This is a genomic window from Methanofollis fontis (assembly GCF_004297185.1).
Taxonomy (GTDB): Archaea; Halobacteriota; Methanomicrobia; order Methanomicrobiales; family Methanofollaceae; genus Methanofollis; species Methanofollis fontis.
The window spans coordinates 96,323-112,347 of record NZ_PGCL01000003.1 but is presented as its reverse complement, the minus strand read 5'-3'; the positions used below and the strand labels follow the sequence as shown (position 1 = coordinate 112,347).

Genomic DNA, 16,025 nt, shown 5'->3' with positions numbered 1-16,025 from the left:
TAATGGCCCCCATTTGATGGAATCGCTCCTCTCCAATTGGTATCGCATGGACCAGTTTCACCAATAACCCGACACCATTCTGGCCGATCTGCGGGGCGCACCTTCGAGCTGCGCGTCGCCCCCTCTTGGGGGGAGAGAGTGGCGCAGGATGACCACCATGCACTATCCAGAATCCGGCCATTTTGGCATATGGCAGGTAACAAACTTACCTGCCTTTTCATGGTCTGGAATGAATGCCGGTGTTTATATTCGCCCATGCTCGCTTCAGACCAATGCCCTCCTGTTCGTAGGCTGCCCGCACCAGGACACCCACCGGGGGTGGCGAGAACGGCGTCGTCCTCGTACGAGGTGATCAGCACGCTCTATTGAAAAAATGCCGGATAAAATTTCTATTTCTGGCGATTCACGACGCCGGATATGCCATCAGGTATCTCCTCTTTTTCCCTGGCTCTCCATGGCTCCCAACTTACAGCTATTTAGTAACCAATAGTTATAATATAACTGTGAGTTAAATCCTTCTTGTGAGATTCCCTCCGGACAGAATCCTGGAGGGACCGATCCATGGGAGAGGAGTGAGCGTGGAATCGAATGAACGGCGTTATGTGTAAAACTCATACCAAATTGACGGAGTAAGTGAAATGAAAACGGAATCGGTGAAACTGGTATATTTTTCACCCACGGGAACGACGAAAGCGGTTGTCCAGGGCATTGCACGCGGCATTGATCACGGCAGCCTGGAGGCGCTGGATCTCACCCGCCCGGATGCGAGAGTCCGGCCGCTGCGAACATCGGAACAGGACCTGCTCATTATCGGTGTGCCGGTGTATATGGGGCGGGTGCCGGCCCTCCTGACCAAATGGCTGCATGCAATTTCCGCCCGGAATACGCCTGCGGTATGTGTCGTCGTCTACGGCAATCGCGTGTATGAAGACGCACTCATCGAGCTGAAAGACATTCTGGTCCGGTGCGGGTGCAGACCGATCGCCGGTGCGGCCTATATCGGGGAACACTCATTCTCCACCAACGAGACACCGACGGCAAAGGACCGTCCGGATGCAGGCGACCTCCACCACGCAGAGTCGTTTGGACGAAAAATACGGGAAAAACTCAACGCCGTCCCGTCGGCCGACCAGATACCTGAAGTGGAGATACCCGGCTGTCGTCCGTACCGGGGTGACTCGGGACTCTGGACCGTCGATTTTATCGCGGTCGGGGATGCGTGCACCCGGTGCGGGATCTGCGCAGAGGGATGCCCGGTCGGCGCCATCGATCCGGAAGACAGCAGCGTGATCGATACACAAAAATGCATTACGTGCTGCGCCTGCATCAAAAATTGCCCGAACCACGCCAGGACGATGAAACCCGGGCCGGTGAAAGAGGCGTCGTTGCGCCTCCATACGCTTTACAGCGAGCGAAAGGAGCCTGAATGTTTCCTTTAGCGGGGAGACCGCTGCAGACACATATCGGGGACATCTGATGGAGCACCGCCCGTTCTACGCAGTCCGCCCCCTCCTCCCCGTCTACCCGGAACCGGAGGACCCGTCGCCCGCACAGAGACGCTGGGTCCTGGTCCAGGGCAGTTCTGTGCTCTTCCAGAGCGGCCCGGCACCAGGCACCGTTCTCATGTCCGACCCGCTCCCCGCCGGTCTGGTGTGCGGTGCGCCGGTGTATCTCGGCACCCGTGACGACCTCTACTACTATGCCGCCGAAGTCCCTGCCGGTGCGGCGCCGCCGGCCGGCTGGAATCCGTCGCCGGTCCGTGAACTCTCCGGAACGGTGCCGGATAGCGACATGGCCCTTGCCTCCTATGCCGTGCGGATCCTCGACTTTGACCGCTCGACCGCCTTCTGCGGGAGGTGCGGCGCACAAACCCGCCCGCTCACGACCGAGCGGGCGCGGATCTGCACGGCATGCGGCCGCATCATCTATCCCAGGATCTCCCCGGCCATCATCGTGCTGATCAAAAAGGGTGAGGAGGTGCTGCTCGCCCGCTCCCCCGCCTCCCCGCCGGGGGTCTTCTCGGTCATCGCCGGCTTCAACGAGCTCGGCGAGAACCTCGAGCAGACTGTCCACCGCGAAGTCGGCGAGGAAGTCGGCATTGCAGTGCGAAACCTCCGGTACTTCGGGAGCGAGCCCTGGCCGTTTCCCGATTCGCTCATGATCGGCTTTGTGGCGGACCATGCCGGAGGAGAGATCCGGATTGACCATCAGGAGATCGAAGCCGCCGGCTGGTTTACCCGCGATTCCCTGCCCCCCTATCCCCGGAAGGCGAGCATCACCCGGGCGCTCATCGAGGCCTGGATCCGGCGGGAGGTCTAACACCTGCCGGAGTTACAGAACGAGGGGGCCTGAAGGGTTTTGCCATTAAAGGGAAGGAGGGATGAACGGTGACGAGCGTAATGGCGATCAACAGCCGGCCCCGGAAGGATGGAAACACCGCCATTCTGATGAGGCATATCATGGAAGAGCTTGAGAAAGCGGGTATCCCCACTGAAGGGCGCCCCAATGATGCTTGAATGATCATGGCATGGCTTCTCAACGCCCTTGAGACCGAAAAAGAGAGTGCCGGACAGAAGCAGGAGAACAGAGATGGGAATCAAAGATAGAAGACAACGGGAAAAGGAACAGCGAAAGACCGAGATCGTCGATGCAGCCGAGCGCCTCTTTTTTTCCCGGAGGTACGAAGAGGTCACCATGGACGAGATCGCCCGCGAGGTCGAACTGAATAAGGCGACGATCTACCTGTATTTTAAAAACAAGGAGACGCTGTTCGCCACCATCGTTCTCCGCGGCGTCGAGATCCTCAAGCAAAAATACACAGAGTGCATGGAAAAACAGGCCCCCGGAATCGTCAAGGTAGCCCTGATGGGCCAGGCCTATTACCGGTTCTCACAGGAACACCCGGATTATCTCCGGCTGATCCACTTTTACGGCTCCGAGCGTTTTTCCAGAGAAAACCCGTATACCGCAGAGATCGGAAAGGGATACGGCACCTGCCGCCGGATCCTGCGGGACGCAGTCCAGGAGGGCATCGACGACGGGACGATCCGGCCCGATCTCGACCCGTTCCTCACCTCGATGTACCTGATGGTCTCCTTCATGGGCATCCTCTCCATGGAAGACCGGTGGAAACTGGTGATCGAGGCCGAGGGATTTTCTTATGAGCGGTTTGCCGGTGAATTCTTCCGGTTCATCATTCCGGCGCTTTCTCCCGGCGAGGGGTCCCACAGGATGGACGTCAGGGATTTCGCGGCATTCGGATTCCATTTATCAGAACCTCCGGCGCCCGGGGAGAGAGAAACAACAAAATCAGTCCATTATTAATCGCGGGAGCGAGGATATCCCCGCTCTTTCAGGTTCCTGACCACGTCCGTTAAATAATCAGGACGGCATAATTCTACGGCAATGGACATTTCATTCATCTTAAAGATGCACGAGGGTCTCCCCCGCCAGGGGCCGGGGAGCAACGAGTGCACGAGAAAAGCGTTTTCGATGCTGAAGGACCTCCCGGAGCGGCCGGAGATCCTGGATATCGGGTGCGGTTCCGGGATGCAGACGATCGAGCTCGCCCGGATATGCCCGGACTGCCGGATCACCGCCGTCGACATCCACCAGCCGTTCCTGGACGACCTCGCCGGGAGGGCGGCGGCGGCCGGGGTGGGGGACAGGATCACGACGGTGAGGGCGTCCATGGACGACCTGCCGTTCGAGGATGCATCCTTCGACGTCCTCTGGGCGGAGGGCTCCATTTTCATCGTGGGCTTCGAGGAGGGGCTCCGGTCGTGGAAGCGGCTTCTCCGGCCGGGCGGCTACCTCTGCCTCACCGAATCGGTCTGGTTCACCGACCGGCCCTCGCCCGAGGCCCTGGCATTCTGGAACGACTGCTACCCGGCGATACAGAGTGTCGAGGAGACCGGTGCGATCGCTGAGAAGGCAGGATACGAGGTCGTCGCCACCTTCCGGCTCCCGGCCTCCGCGTGGTGGGACAGCTACTATATGCCCCTCCAGAAACGGCTGCCCGGCCTGAAGAAGGAGGCGGCCGGCAACCCGGACGCAGAGGCGCAGGTGGCCTTCTCCGAGCGGGAGATCGAGGTGTTCCGGGAGCACGGGGAGGAGTACGGCTACGAGTTCTTCATCCTGAGGAGCCCCTGATCCGCCGGCGCGAAACCATAACCCATTAATCCTGGAGAACCGGAGGAACTCTCGCCACCATCACCTTATCCACCCGGTTTCCGTCCATATCCACGACCTCATACCGGAGATCGCCAATGACGATGTGATCTCCGGTGGCAGGTATCCGGTTCAGGGCGTACATGATCAGCCCCGCAACGGTGCGGTAGTGCCCCTCCGCCTCGCCGGGAAACTGTTTGACCCCCAGGGTATCCCTGACCTCTTCAATCGGGGTGCTCCCGTCAATCAGCCACGACCCGTCCTCACGGACGACGACCGGCGCCTCTTCCATCTCTCCGGGGGTGCGGACATCGCCGACGATGGCCTCGAGGATATCATGAAGGGTGACGAGACCGGTGACATTGCCGTACTCGTCGGTGACGAGCGCACTATGCATGCCCGTTTCCTTGAAAGAGTCAAGCACGTTGAGGGCCGGGGTGGACTCGGGGACAAAGAACGGTGCAGTGACGGCCCCCCTGATATCCGACGACCCTCCTTCCACCATGGCTGCGAGGACGCATTTTACCGATACCATCCCGACGACGGCGTCCAGGTCCCCCTCATATGCTGGAAAGGTGGAACGACCGCTCCGCACCATCTTCTTCAGGTTCTCTTCGTCGGGGTTGTTGAGATCGAGGGCGATGATCTCGTAGCGGGGAGTCATCAGGGACTCGATGCGGCGGTCGCCCAGCCCGAACACGCCTTCCACCATGCTCAGTTCGGCCTTCTCGAAGATCCCGGCCTCTGTCCCCTCCTCGAGCATGATCGTGATCTCCTCTTCGGTCACCGGCGGCCCGGTGCTCTCGCGGATGCGCATGACCTCGAGTACCGCATCGGTCGACCGGCTGAGCACGAACACGAGGGGCGCTGAGGCAAGAGAGAGGGCCCGCATCGGTTTCGAGACGGCTGAGGCGATATCCTCCGGGTTGTTGAGGGCGATGCGTTTGGGGACGAGTTCTCCGAAGATCAGGCTGCAGTAGGTGATGACCAGGACGACCAGGACGATGCCGAGCGCTTCGGCATAGGGGGCGAGGGCGGGGAATGCGGTGAAGGAGGCGGCAAGCCCTTCGGCCACCGTCGCACCGCCATATGCACCGGCGACGATGCCGACAAGGGTGATCCCGATCTGGATGGTCGAAAGAAACGGCGTCGGTTCTTCCGCGAGGTCCAGCGCCACCGCCGCCCCGGAGTCCCCCTCATCCGCCCTCTGCCTGAGCTTCGCCCTCCTGGCGGAGACGATGGCGAACTCCGACAACGAGAGGACGCCGTTGAAGGTGATGAGCAGAACGATGATGGCAATCTCGACGAGATAGGACATTGTCGAGTTACTATCCTCACAATGGAAGTTATAACCGTTGTCATGGAACCGATCTCCGGCTCGAAAATGTTACCGGGAGGGCGGGCGCCTGCACGGCCCTGAAAAAAATTATGGCGAGATGCGGACAAACGTCCCGTTCCGCCCGGGCAGGTCGAACTGCACGAACCGGACACTCTCCGCGGTCCCGTTGCTGCCGACGGCGAACACTACGGGGGTATCTGTCGCCGTATCGCGGAAGGTGTCACCGTCATACGGGACCAGGAACAGCGGACTCGTGCTGTGGCCGGGGTACGCCAGGAGGCCGGTCGCATTCGTCTCGATGCGGACGGTGCCGTAATAGTCCTGCGCATACGAACCGCTATACGCCGCACCGGGGCGGGCCGAGCCTGGGCCGAGAGGTCCGTGCGGGCGTACCACCCATACACGTAACAAAGAGGAGGCGGGGAAGTGCCGGTGAGCCTGCATCCTTGCGAGCGGCGGTTGCCCGCCGGTCCCACCCCATCCTGACATCACAATTAAGCACTGATATGTGCAGATCACATACCCGATCACATAAACGAGGGGATATGTGATCGATATGTGCAGATCACATATCTGATCACAAACCCCGGTGTTCGCTCCCGCCCGGCAGGTAGCGATATCGGCTGCCCTTCCCCACGCCCTCGCGAACAACCGCAGGGTCTTCATGCTGCAACTCTTTCATCAACCGCACCGCCTGATACCGGTCCAGGTGGGCGATCTGCCTGATCTCCGCATTCGACAGCCCCCCCTCGCCGCACATCGAGCGCTGCCGCAGCACGCTCAGCACCCGCGTCTTCGCCGCCTCCCAGTCGATCCGCCGGTCGCGGTTTGGGTGAAACGGCGCCATTAGTCGGTGTGGGCCACCATACGCCTCAAAAAAGAGTTATTTTGTGTGGATGACAATCGACCCCCTGCCGATCTCGGTCAGGGCGTTGTCGTCCTCAAGATCGGCTCCAAGGCCGTTGTCATAGATAATGATTTCATTTTCCAACTCGTCTTTTTCCCAGATTTTGATTCGGAAACGGTCGATCTCGAAGGCATCCTTCTTGTTGATGTCGGCGTCGACGGCACTGAGCATGAACTTGTATGAACCCTCGCCACTGATGGTCCCCGTTCCCTTGTACTTCGCCTTCGCCCCGGCAACGACGAGCCACTCGTATTCGTCGGAGTGGAAGTTGAGGTCGGCAACCTGGAACTGGAACTCGGTCTCTCCGGTCGGTACGTTGGCCCCTTTCTTGTACTTCGAGTCGAACCCGAAGGTCGCTTTCCCGGTGAGATCGGGATCGGCGACGTAGGCACCTGCCGGCGACTCGATCCAGCCGCCGCCAGTGACGAAGCCGCCGTCAGGATCGTGGATGACCACATACTGGTACACAGACAAGACAGCACCGCCATTGTCATCGGTCACCTTAAGAGTGATCGTGTACACGCCTGCCACGGTATAGGTGTGCGTTCCGGTGATCGTGCCTGATCCTTCTGTTCCGGCCACGACACCATCAGAGGAGGTGCCATCGCCCCAGTCCCACGAAGCAGTATGGGTGTCGAGCGTTCCTGGATCGGTCCATTCAGCCGATGCCGAGACCGCCGTGTCCACCTGAACGGGATCGACGGGAGCGGTGATCGCACCGAATGTTGGGGGTTCATTGCTCACCGAAACATCTGCGGTTGCGGTGGCACTCAATTCCCCGTCAGAGACTTCGACGGTTGCCATGCCCGAGAAGTCGTCCTCCCATGTGAAGGAATACTCCGGGTTGGCCGACCAGGAGGTCTCCCATTCTCCGTCCGAGTCCACGTCCCACCGGAACTGGAGATCGTCGCCGTCGGGATCGGATGAACCGGAGGCGTCGAGGGTGACGGCAGTTCCTTCGGGTGCTGTATAGGAGTCGCCCGCATCGGCGATGGGGGGGCTGTTGGGGGAGGTGACGATGATATAGTCGGTTTTGGTGGTGCTGTCGCTGCCTCCCGAATTGGTGACGGTGAGTGAGACGTCAAAGGTGCCCGCATCAGAATAGATGTGCTGCGGGTTCTGGTTGTCCGAGGTGGCGCCATCGCTGAAGTCCCACGCCCATGCTGTCGGAGACCCGGCGGAACAGTCGGTAAACTGAACGGTCAGCGGCGCAATGCCGGTGGTTATACTCACCTCGAAATCCGCAACTGGCGGATCGATCTGTTCCACGGTGATGTACGCCTCCCTGAGCAGGGAATCGATTAGGCCATCCTCGCTTGTCACCGTGAGACTGACCGAGTAGGTCCCCGGATCGGTGTAGACATGTACCGGGTTCTGGTCAGTATAGTCGATGACACCGTCGTTGTCGATATCCCACGCCCAGGATACCGCATCAATCGAGTTGTCGATGAAGGTTACCGTGAGGGGCAGTTTTCCGGTGGTGACATCGGCCGAGAAGTCGGCTACCGGTTCGACCAGTGCTTCTACAGTGATGTAGTTCTCCATGAGGATCGTGACAGAGACATCATCGATACTGGTCACCGTGAGACTGACCGAGTAGGTCCCCGGATCGGTGTAGACATGTACCGGGTTCTGGTCGGTATAGTCGATGACACCGTCGTTGTCGATATCCCACGCCCAGGATACCGCATCTATTGAGTTGTCGATGAAGGTTACCGTGAGGGGTAGTTTACCGGTGGTGACATCGGCCGAGAAGTCGGCTACCGGTTCGACCAGTGCTTCTACAGTGATGTAGTTCTCCCGAATCTGTGAATCATACATGTCAACAGAATTCGTGACGGTGAGATTGACTGAATAGTTCCCCGGTTCAACATAGGTGTGTATAGGGTCCTGATCAACTGATGTGAATCCATCGCCAAACTCCCAAAGCCAGGATTCAATAAATTCTCCTGTCGATGTATCGCTGAAAGAAACGGTCAATGGAGCTTTGCCACTGGTGATATTGGATGTGAAGTTGGCTTCCGGAGGTTGAATTACACCGGTGGTAGTGAGTGGAAGCCAATCTATGTTCGTAAACAACGTCATGAGGTCATATTCGAGATCGCAAAAACCGTCGCCGTTCCCATCGGGGTTGATTTGCGAATGTCCGTCACCTTCGGGAGTGGCCCAATAATTTCCCCCGATGTATTCCCCGCCGATGATATTGGGGCCTTCGGTCATCGAGACGTTCCATGTATTTGACCCAAAAATCGAGTAACTTTGAGCATTTATGCTATTATTGAAATAGTTATTATAGATGAGGTTGTGGCCTGAAGAGGGGATGCCTAAACCGTAAATTCTGTTATTAACGATGGTGCTGTCTTTGAGAGTGATGCTTTCAGATGCTAATTCCAGCACGACGCCGTAGTCGTTACTCGATGCAAAAATGTTCTCGATCAGTCCATCATGCACGTCATTACAGAAGATACCTCTGTACCAGTCTGTAAGGACGGCGTTGCGGATGGTTATGTTTGTCAATGGTTCATCGTCTAGATCTTTGACGAGAAATCCAGCAGAGGAGCCCCAATCTATTCCATCGATTGTGTATCCGTTTCCTTCAAAAATGACATCCGATGCGATAATCTCAAAGCATTGAGCCCAATCACAATCGGCGATATCGTTCTGGAGAGTATACGTCCCGCTGTACGCGATGATCTGCGGGCCGTAGACCGGGCCGGGGAGAGGCGGTTTGAAGCCGCCAATAGGAAGGAAATCGAAATTATCTCCATATGGGTTAATCACAAATTTTTCATCGCAGATATCATTACGATCGACATCAAGACACGTCTGTGAGTACCCGTCTCCGGCAGGTGTTCCCCAATAATTTCCGGCGATATAATCTCCGCCAATGATATTGGGGCCCTCTCTCTGTGAGACATTCCAAATGTTTGTCCCAACATTTATCCACCACGCAACATTATCGTCATTGCTGAAATAATTGTTATAGATCAGGTTCTCGCCTGATGAAGGAATGTGAAGCCCGTAATCCGTGTTGTCAACGATAATGTTGTTGGTGAGGATGTTGTTCTCAGAAGATGACAGTTCAATCCCATATTCGTTGCTGGCGGCATAAATGTCCTCTATCCGTCCATTGTGCACATTATTGAAGTATACTCCACGTCGCCAGTCAGTGAGATTGAGATTCTTTATCTGGACATTGTTAAGTGGATCACCTGTGTCATTCTGCACACGGAATGCATAACATCCGGTATCTCTCCCATCGACAGTATACCCGTTCCCGTCAAAAATGACATCAGATACGATGATCTTTATGCAGTCAAGCTCATTGCAGTCAAGTATATCATTTTGCAGCACATATGTTCCGGGAGTCTCAATTACAATCGGTCCGTACACCTCGAATGTCGCGGCCTGAGCACTCCCCACCATAACAAGAAGAGTGACCAACGCCACTCCTGGGAGAATCATCTTCCTGAATATCATAGTTCAACTCCTTTTCTCAAGATTCACTCCATGTATGGCTTCTGTGAAAAAATCTGTAAAATCTTGAATAGGCGCTGAATGAAAATATTCCCGGATGAAATCGGGATATTTGACTTTATAGACGAATCTGCCGTCGTAAAATGAGATACGGCAAGAATTGCCTGAATGAATGCCATATGATCATGGATTGAAAAATTGTCACTCATTTATTACACATTCTTCTACCGATTTGATCAGAGCAGATCAAACCACGGCCAAAAATAATTCAACACAATTTATATAATTTCTCCAAATGATTGCACCTGCATTCATAGACAGCATTGTGCGGCAGCCCAGGCGTTTTAGTACACCTCAGCATTCGCCAACCGCCAGTCCTAACCGGGCAAACCCCCTAAAATCAGGTCCAATCCAGGCCATTTCCGCCCGTTTTCCCGCCCTTTTCGTCCCCTCTCCCCACCATTCCGGCCCCTCGCTCCTGATCACGCTCACGCACCCCCAGAACTCCAGATGAAACGGCACCATTTCTTCTCCGTTCCTCAAAATACCCCCAGAACGCCCACATCCGAAAAAACGCCCGGACTATCGAGATTAACGCGCTCAAAATCGCAAACTACGCCCAGAATGATGAGATTGTCGCACAGGAGAAGAAGGGGAAAGATCCCCCTCAGTTCAGGGCCGCAACCCCGTCCGCCCAGGTCTCGACGGTGGCGAGAATGGCGTCGTCCTCATACGAGGTGATCCGCACGCTCTCGCGGGCGAAGGTGACGTAATAGGTCTCCCCGTTGGCGTCATGGCACTTCAGCTGGCAGCTGAAGGCGTCGGCGTCCGGGTTCCGGACGGCATCTCCTCCAAGCGCCGCCTCCAGGGCGGCATTTGCGGCGAGTTCGGTGGCGGCGGCGTTGAACCCGGACATATCCGGGGCCTTCGCGCTCACCGACCCCACGACGCTGCCCTCGCCGTCCTCATAGTTCACCCGCACGGTGTAGGACTGGCGGTTGCGCTCAACGCCCGGATGGGTGGCCCCACCCTGCACATACTCCACGCACCCCCAGGGGTTGGTGGCGATCACGTCGGCGATGATCCCCTCGAAGGTCGCAATATCGGCGATTGCGGCCGGGATCTGCCGGACGGCGGTCTTGGTGTTGCTGGTCTCGACAAAGTCTGCCATGGTTTGGTACTCCTGCCAGCATGCTCCCGGGTGCATGACAGGCACATCACAATATTACTATAAGTAATATTAATCTGCCTTATCACCACTGTATCGAGCATGGAGGAACGCAGCACCCAGGAGGTGGTGGCCGAGACCGCCCGGGACGTGAAATGGATCTGCCGGACGCTTGCACGGATGGAGGAGCAGGGCGACCGGACCGAAGAGCGCCTCCGCTCCCTCGAGGGCTGGCAGAGCGAAAAGGTGGGTGAGGCGAGACGGGACAGGCAGATCGCCGCCGGAGCGGGGGGAGTTGTGGGGGGAGCGGTGGCGATCGTGCTGCAGATGATGGGGTGGGGGTGAAGGGTTCCCCCTCTTTGCCCCGGGCACCATCACGCACTGATCACGCATTATCACACAAATATCCACACATTATCCGCACCTCTCGAACACGGGACATCAATCGGGCAGATTATAGGCGCCATTTTCACAATATCGCCACGATAATATCCACACATCAGACATCAGGCACCGGCCCCTGCGCCAGCACATAATGCGTCTTCTTCTTTGAGGGGCTCCTGCGTTCCAGGATACCGAGTTCGGCCAGGGCTTTCAGTTCCTTGAGGGCAGTGGTTGCCGAGACGCCGGCGAGGTCCTGGTACTGGCTGTTGGTGATGGTGCCGTGCTCCTTGAGGTAATGAACGGCCGAGATCTGCCGTTCACCAAGCCCCATCTCCTGCAGGGCGCCGTCGGTCAGGGCGTCCGTGTGCATGTCGATGGTGAAACCGAGGGGCGTGCTGGAGAATGTGGGGGCCGGGGCGCCGGCATCGCGGAAAGCCCGGAGGATCCGCTCGATCCCTGACCCGTAGCGCTCCACCAGGCCGGCACGGTAGAAGATGTCGGCGATCCGGGGGTTGCGGAGGTAGGAGTAGTGCTCCCTGAGGATCATCTCGATGGTGACGCCCTCGGGGAGGCGGCCCGGGTTGTGGAAGCGGATGTGGTCGTCGAAGATCCTGACCTGAGTCTGGACGGTGTTGTTGAAGTAGTCACGGTGGATGAGGGCATTGAGAAGGGCCTCACGGATCGCCGGGAGCGGGTAGTCCCAGACCTCCTTTCGCTGGAAGGACTCCCGCATCGCCTCCTCTGAGATGTCGTAGCGGACGCCGATGTAATTCTTGATGATCCGCTCGGCCTCCTCGAACTGGGCGAAGAGGTTGCCCCTGATCTCGTGGTCGCCGATGATGATGTCGGCCCGCCTGAACCTGCCGATCCGCAGGACGGTGTTCGGGAAGTGGCGCTGCGGGTCCGTGCCGAAGAGGACGACGGCGCCGTTGGTCATGCGGCCGTCCCTGATAAGACCGAGACGGCGGAGGACGGCCTCGACCGGTTCGTCCGGGTCGATGGCCGTGAGGCGGCCGGCCGCACGGGCGAGGGCGAGGAACCGCCGGACGCTCGCCGCGTCGATCTCATCGAGGTCGAACGTCCCGGTGACGCTGTCCCACTCGATGCTCTCCTGGAAGAAGCCCCGCAGTTCGTCGGGGAGCATCTCGCGGGTGGTGTCGCCGACGCGGGTGTAGTAGCGGCCGTCATAGGCGACCGGCGTGCGGCTCTGCTCGACGGTGACGATGAGGACGTTTTTGCCGTCGATCTCGTGGATTTCGATGACCGGGTGGATACCGAGCCGGCTGCTGATGCTGTCTGCGAGTTTTTTCTGGGCGTTGTTTCTGAGGTCGATGCCGGTGACGGCGTGGTCGCTGTCCCTGACGCCGAGGACAATGGTTCCGCCGGCGGTGTTGGAGAAAGCGGAGAGGAGTTTGTAGAAGGTGCTGCTCACCTCTTCCTTGAAGTCGATCTGCCGCCCTTCATAGCGGGCGAGGAGAAGGGTGAGGTTATCCGTGGGGGTTTTCATCGCTCTTTTCGGGTGGTGCATGCGTTCATTTATAGTGTGCGGAGGGTTGTGCCGCATGATGGGGCCGAGCATGCGGTGGCGATCGTGCTGCAGATGATGGGGTGGGGGTGAAGGGTTCACTCCCCTTCGTCCTGGATCAGACCTTCGACGGCCTCTTCCAGGGGGCCGAGTCTGGTCTGGATGATATCCCAGAGAATCGTCGGTTTCACCGAATAATACGAATGAACGCTGATATCCCGGAGCCCGGCAATTTTTCGCCACTCGATCTCGGGATGGCGGGCGGTGAGGTCGGGCGGGAGATGTTTCACCGCCTCCCCGATGGTGATGAACCGCAAAACGATTGCATCAAGGCACATCGGATCGTCGACTATATCCTCAAACGACCGTTCCCCCACATAGGAGCGGATGGCGGCGATGGCGTCCCTGATGTCCTCCAGATAGAGCAGCAGGTCCCCAGGCATAGACCACCTCTGCCAGGACCGTGCCCCGGACCCTGGGCTTCAGGGTGTCGGCGATCACGAGATCGACCGGGCGCCCCATCAGGTCTTCGAGGTAAAACGTGAGGTCCATCAGGTGGTCGAAGGTCTCCTCCCCCTCCCTGAACTCCACCAGGACGTCGATATCGCTCGCCGGGGTGGCCTCCCCACGCACGACCGACCCGAAGACGCCGATGCGTGCCACGCCGTAGCGTTCCCGGATGATGCTGAGGTTCTGCCGGATCAGGGCGAGAGCGTCCATATCTGGTTTCGGGTGGTGCATGCGTTCATTTATAGTGTTCGGATGGGCGGTGCCGCGTGACGGGTCCGGGCGGGCGGTGGGGGTTGTTGTGCAGATGATGGGGCGGCACGCCGGGCAATAGGTTAAAGCGGTCCGGCGGCACAAAAGGACGTATACAGGGGATGTGAGAGATATGAAAACCCGCACCGAACTCCTCGGCATCCTGCGGTCGATGAAAGACGAACTCAGGGAACGGTATCATGTCGAACGGATCGCCCTCTTCGGGTCTTATGCCCGCGACGAACAGGGGGAGGGCAGCGATGTCGACATCCTGGTCACGTTCGGTTCGGGTGCCGACCTCTTTGACTTTGTCGGGCTGTCGCAGTACCTTGAAGAACGCCTCGAAATGAAGGTGGATGTCGTCCCGGAGACGGCGCTCCGCCCGGAGATCCGCCGGGAAGTCACCCGCGATATGCTGGTCGCATGAGGGCCTCTGCCCTCTATCTCCGGGATATCGCCGACGCCCTGGAGCGGATCGAGGAGTTCACCGCCGGAATGACCTATGAGGAGTTCCTCCATGACGACAGGACCAAGAGTGCGGTGATCAGAAAGTTCGAGATCATCGGCGAAGCTGCCAAAGGCGTCCCGGCGTCCGTGAAACAGAACTATCCTGCCGTTCCCTGGCGGGAGATGGCAGGAATGCGGGATAAATTGATACACGCCTATTTTGGCGTCGACACGATGCTGGTCTGGCGGACGGTCGTCAACCGCGTGCACGAACTCAGGCGGGAGATCTGCCGGATCATCGAGGAGGAGGGCGGTGGCCGCGGGTGAGGGGCGGCATACCGTCATCACGCACGTATCACGCATCGCTCGCCAGGATGATCTCGCCCCGCACGACCGAACCGGAGACGCCATAGCCGCCCAACCCTGCCGGCGATAGGATTCAATTACGTATACATTCCAGGAACTGACAGGGAGAGGTATGAAACTGCGGGTTGTGCTTGAACCCTCTGAAGAAGGGGGGTATACCGTCTATGTCCCGGCCCTTCCCGGCTGCATCAGCGAGGGGGAGACGAAGGAAGAGGCATTGGACACCATCAGGGAAGCGATCGAGGTGTATCTCGAAATGGTTGAGGACGATTGCCTCCTGAACGAAAAATCCGAGCAGGTCGAGATTGTGATATAAGGCGGACCTGCAATTGAACGCTCTTTTCTGAGTCCGTCATGTCTGGACCGGCCGATCGCCGCCGGTGCCGTGGCGATCGTGCTGCAGATGATGGGGCGGGGGATCGATCCTGATGTCGGCGTGAAAAGGGGGAAGGCCTCCCCTTTATGCACTCACTTCGAGATTCTCGGGCTCCTCCGGTTCCCGGGATTGTGTTTCCTGATCGGTTCTCTGCTGTTCTTCACCCCTGATATCGGCGTCCGCTATCACGGTTCCCAACCCGACCAGTCCTGATAAGACAATAATGATACCGAAATGCTGCAGAAAAATGGAAAAGATGTCACCAATTTCGGACAGGTTCCGGGGGTCCATCATATAATACATAAATTCAAGAAAATGCGGCGAATACACGCCGGCGAAGAGAATTCCGGCAACGATCGATGCGACCAGTGCAGATACAAAACTGAGTGAGAAACCAAAGCAAAACGGGAGAATGATCTTTTTATAGACCTTCCAGAACGCATATGAGAAGAATGCGAACCCTGCAACAAATGCAATGACGCCCAATACGGGAAAATTCGAGGCATCACACCCACTGGCTGCCAGACAGACGAGAGGGAGACAGAAGATCATGCCCCCGACCGTACCGATTCCCAGCACCGAACCAAGGAAAAAAAGGCCGAATAAGAAAAAAATGGAAACGGCGTAGGCAAAAGGTGCAAACGCTAAGAATGACAACATCCCGTTTCCACCCCATACCTGGAGTAGGGCGACCAGGACAGTGACCAGGATGGACACGATCAGGAACCATTTCACCAGTTTCCAGAATACAATGTATCCCAGAATGATGAGGGCTGCAAAAATCAGCCATAACGTGGCGAAAACGACATAGTAGCCGATGAGAGTGATGCCGATCTCCGTTCCAAAGGCAGTGCCCTTCAATCCTACCATCAGGAGAACTGCGGCAAGGTAGATTCCCACCGCCACCTGGATTCTCCTGTCATGTAACAGTGCCGCACTTCTCCCGGCACGCCTCCGTAATGCGAAAAGACCGACCATATATATCTGGAACAATTCATTTTTTTTGTTATTAATAAATATTATTAATTTATTTGATATCAATTTTCATGCATTATGGTTTCTGGAATGCGTATCCCACAATTTGCCGGAGATCTGCAGGAGAATTTC

At 57.5% G+C, this 16,025-nt stretch carries 17 protein-coding genes and 1 pseudogene; 8 read left to right on the top strand and 10 right to left on the bottom strand.

Features of this window, described 5'->3' with window-relative positions:
• The first annotated feature begins 638 nt into the window (after positions 1-638).
• The 4 genes from CUJ86_RS07475 (at position 639) to CUJ86_RS07460 (ending at position 4,152) form a co-directional block, all read left to right on the top strand.
• Positions 639-1,439: an EFR1 family ferrodoxin gene (locus tag CUJ86_RS07475; RefSeq protein WP_130646956.1), complete on the top strand. Its 801-nt coding sequence runs from the start codon at positions 639-641 to the stop codon at positions 1,437-1,439.
• 37 nt (positions 1,440-1,476) lie between these two features.
• Positions 1,477-2,319, top strand: a complete 843-nt coding sequence (nudC, locus tag CUJ86_RS07470) for an NAD(+) diphosphatase (protein ID WP_130646955.1) — start codon at positions 1,477-1,479, stop codon at positions 2,317-2,319.
• 270 nt (positions 2,320-2,589) lie between these two features.
• Positions 2,590-3,324 (top strand): TetR/AcrR family transcriptional regulator, encoded by a 735-nt coding sequence (locus CUJ86_RS07465; protein ID WP_130646954.1) that lies wholly within the window; start codon positions 2,590-2,592, stop codon positions 3,322-3,324.
• Between the two features lie 81 nt (positions 3,325-3,405).
• On the top strand, positions 3,406-4,152 hold the full coding sequence (locus CUJ86_RS07460; protein WP_130646953.1) for a class I SAM-dependent methyltransferase: 747 nt from the start codon (positions 3,406-3,408) through the stop codon (positions 4,150-4,152).
• A gap of 25 nt (positions 4,153-4,177) precedes the next feature.
• Here CUJ86_RS07460 and CUJ86_RS07455 read toward each other — a convergent pair whose 3' ends face one another.
• The 6 genes and pseudogenes from CUJ86_RS07455 to CUJ86_RS07435 all read right to left on the bottom strand — a co-directional run bounded on the left by CUJ86_RS07455 (position 4,178) and on the right by CUJ86_RS07435 (position 11,064).
• Complete coding sequence (locus tag CUJ86_RS07455; RefSeq protein ID WP_130646952.1) at positions 4,178-5,488, bottom strand: hemolysin family protein; 1,311 nt, start codon at positions 5,486-5,488, stop codon at positions 4,178-4,180.
• Between the two features lie 108 nt (positions 5,489-5,596).
• Complete coding sequence (locus tag CUJ86_RS12165) at positions 5,597-5,905, bottom strand: DUF3471 domain-containing protein (protein WP_235855612.1); 309 nt, start codon at positions 5,903-5,905, stop codon at positions 5,597-5,599.
• Positions 5,906-6,086: 181 nt separating this feature from the next.
• Complete coding sequence (locus CUJ86_RS07445) at positions 6,087-6,356, bottom strand: hypothetical protein (RefSeq protein ID WP_130646950.1); 270 nt, start codon at positions 6,354-6,356, stop codon at positions 6,087-6,089.
• Between the two features lie 36 nt (positions 6,357-6,392).
• Complete coding sequence (locus tag CUJ86_RS12160; RefSeq protein ID WP_235855611.1) at positions 6,393-8,237, bottom strand: PKD domain-containing protein; 1,845 nt, start codon at positions 8,235-8,237, stop codon at positions 6,393-6,395.
• A pseudogene (locus CUJ86_RS12365) lies at positions 8,238-9,842 on the bottom strand (NosD domain-containing protein); the annotation flags it as partial.
• 718 nt (positions 9,843-10,560) lie between these two features.
• A complete protein-coding gene (locus tag CUJ86_RS07435) occupies positions 10,561-11,064 on the bottom strand; it encodes a hypothetical protein (protein WP_165394826.1) in 504 nt (167 codons plus the stop codon).
• 99 nt (positions 11,065-11,163) lie between these two features.
• Here CUJ86_RS07435 and CUJ86_RS07430 point away from each other — a divergent pair, with 99 nt between their 5' ends.
• A complete protein-coding gene (locus CUJ86_RS07430; RefSeq protein ID WP_130646947.1) occupies positions 11,164-11,406 on the top strand; it encodes a hypothetical protein in 243 nt (80 codons plus the stop codon).
• Positions 11,407-11,560: 154 nt separating this feature from the next.
• Here CUJ86_RS07430 and CUJ86_RS07425 read toward each other — a convergent pair whose 3' ends face one another.
• From CUJ86_RS07425 to CUJ86_RS07415, 3 genes are all read right to left on the bottom strand, one after another.
• Entirely contained in the window at positions 11,561-12,952 is a 1,392-nt protein-coding gene (locus CUJ86_RS07425; RefSeq protein WP_165394825.1) for an ATP-binding protein, read from the bottom strand.
• Between the two features lie 116 nt (positions 12,953-13,068).
• Positions 13,069-13,413 (bottom strand): HepT-like ribonuclease domain-containing protein, encoded by a 345-nt coding sequence (locus CUJ86_RS07420; protein ID WP_130646945.1) that lies wholly within the window; start codon positions 13,411-13,413, stop codon positions 13,069-13,071.
• On the bottom strand, positions 13,328-13,690 hold the full coding sequence (locus tag CUJ86_RS07415) for a nucleotidyltransferase family protein (RefSeq protein ID WP_130646944.1): 363 nt from the start codon (positions 13,688-13,690) through the stop codon (positions 13,328-13,330). Before CUJ86_RS07415 ends, CUJ86_RS07420 begins: the two co-directional genes overlap by 86 nt.
• A gap of 172 nt (positions 13,691-13,862) precedes the next feature.
• On the opposite strand from CUJ86_RS07415, the gene CUJ86_RS07410 reads away from it, so the two are divergent.
• From CUJ86_RS07410 to CUJ86_RS07400, 3 genes are all read left to right on the top strand, one after another.
• On the top strand, positions 13,863-14,156 hold the full coding sequence (locus CUJ86_RS07410) for a nucleotidyltransferase family protein (protein ID WP_130646943.1): 294 nt from the start codon (positions 13,863-13,865) through the stop codon (positions 14,154-14,156).
• Entirely contained in the window at positions 14,153-14,503 is a 351-nt protein-coding gene (locus CUJ86_RS07405; protein ID WP_130646942.1) for a HepT-like ribonuclease domain-containing protein, read from the top strand. Before CUJ86_RS07410 ends, CUJ86_RS07405 begins: the two co-directional genes overlap by 4 nt.
• A gap of 151 nt (positions 14,504-14,654) precedes the next feature.
• Positions 14,655-14,858 carry a type II toxin-antitoxin system HicB family antitoxin gene (locus tag CUJ86_RS07400; protein ID WP_130646941.1) on the top strand — a complete coding sequence of 68 codons (204 nt, stop codon included), beginning with the start codon at positions 14,655-14,657 and terminating at the stop codon, positions 14,856-14,858.
• A 144-nt stretch (positions 14,859-15,002) separates the two neighbouring features.
• Here the strand turns inward: CUJ86_RS07400 and CUJ86_RS07395 are convergent, their stop codons facing one another.
• The gene (locus tag CUJ86_RS07395) at positions 15,003-15,824 is read right to left on the bottom strand and encodes a hypothetical protein (RefSeq protein ID WP_165394824.1); all 822 of its coding nucleotides are present in this window, start codon (positions 15,822-15,824) and stop codon (positions 15,003-15,005) included.
• Between the last annotated feature and the right edge of the window lie 201 nt (positions 15,825-16,025).

Coding starts and splice junctions, on each gene's coding strand:
- CUJ86_RS07475 (WP_130646956.1), top strand. CDS start 639: ATGAAAACGGAATCGGTGAAACTGGTATATTTTTCACCCACGGGAACG.
- nudC (WP_130646955.1), top strand. CDS start 1,477: ATGGAGCACCGCCCGTTCTACGCAGTCCGCCCCCTCCTCCCCGTCTAC.
- CUJ86_RS07465 (WP_130646954.1), top strand. CDS start 2,590: ATGGGAATCAAAGATAGAAGACAACGGGAAAAGGAACAGCGAAAGACC.
- CUJ86_RS07460 (WP_130646953.1), top strand. CDS start 3,406: ATGGACATTTCATTCATCTTAAAGATGCACGAGGGTCTCCCCCGCCAG.
- CUJ86_RS07455 (WP_130646952.1), bottom strand. CDS start 5,488: ATGTCCTATCTCGTCGAGATTGCCATCATCGTTCTGCTCATCACCTTC.
- CUJ86_RS07445 (WP_130646950.1), bottom strand. CDS start 6,356: ATGGCGCCGTTTCACCCAAACCGCGACCGGCGGATCGACTGGGAGGCG.
- CUJ86_RS12160 (WP_235855611.1), bottom strand. CDS start 8,237: ATGTATGATTCACAGATTCGGGAGAACTACATCACTGTAGAAGCACTG.
- CUJ86_RS07435 (WP_165394826.1), bottom strand. CDS start 11,064: ATGGCAGACTTTGTCGAGACCAGCAACACCAAGACCGCCGTCCGGCAG.
- CUJ86_RS07430 (WP_130646947.1), top strand. CDS start 11,164: ATGGAGGAACGCAGCACCCAGGAGGTGGTGGCCGAGACCGCCCGGGAC.
- CUJ86_RS07425 (WP_165394825.1), bottom strand. CDS start 12,952: ATGAAAACCCCCACGGATAACCTCACCCTTCTCCTCGCCCGCTATGAA.
- CUJ86_RS07420 (WP_130646945.1), bottom strand. CDS start 13,413: ATGCCTGGGGACCTGCTGCTCTATCTGGAGGACATCAGGGACGCCATC.
- CUJ86_RS07415 (WP_130646944.1), bottom strand. CDS start 13,690: ATGGACGCTCTCGCCCTGATCCGGCAGAACCTCAGCATCATCCGGGAA.
- CUJ86_RS07410 (WP_130646943.1), top strand. CDS start 13,863: ATGAAAACCCGCACCGAACTCCTCGGCATCCTGCGGTCGATGAAAGAC.
- CUJ86_RS07405 (WP_130646942.1), top strand. CDS start 14,153: ATGAGGGCCTCTGCCCTCTATCTCCGGGATATCGCCGACGCCCTGGAG.
- CUJ86_RS07400 (WP_130646941.1), top strand. CDS start 14,655: ATGAAACTGCGGGTTGTGCTTGAACCCTCTGAAGAAGGGGGGTATACC.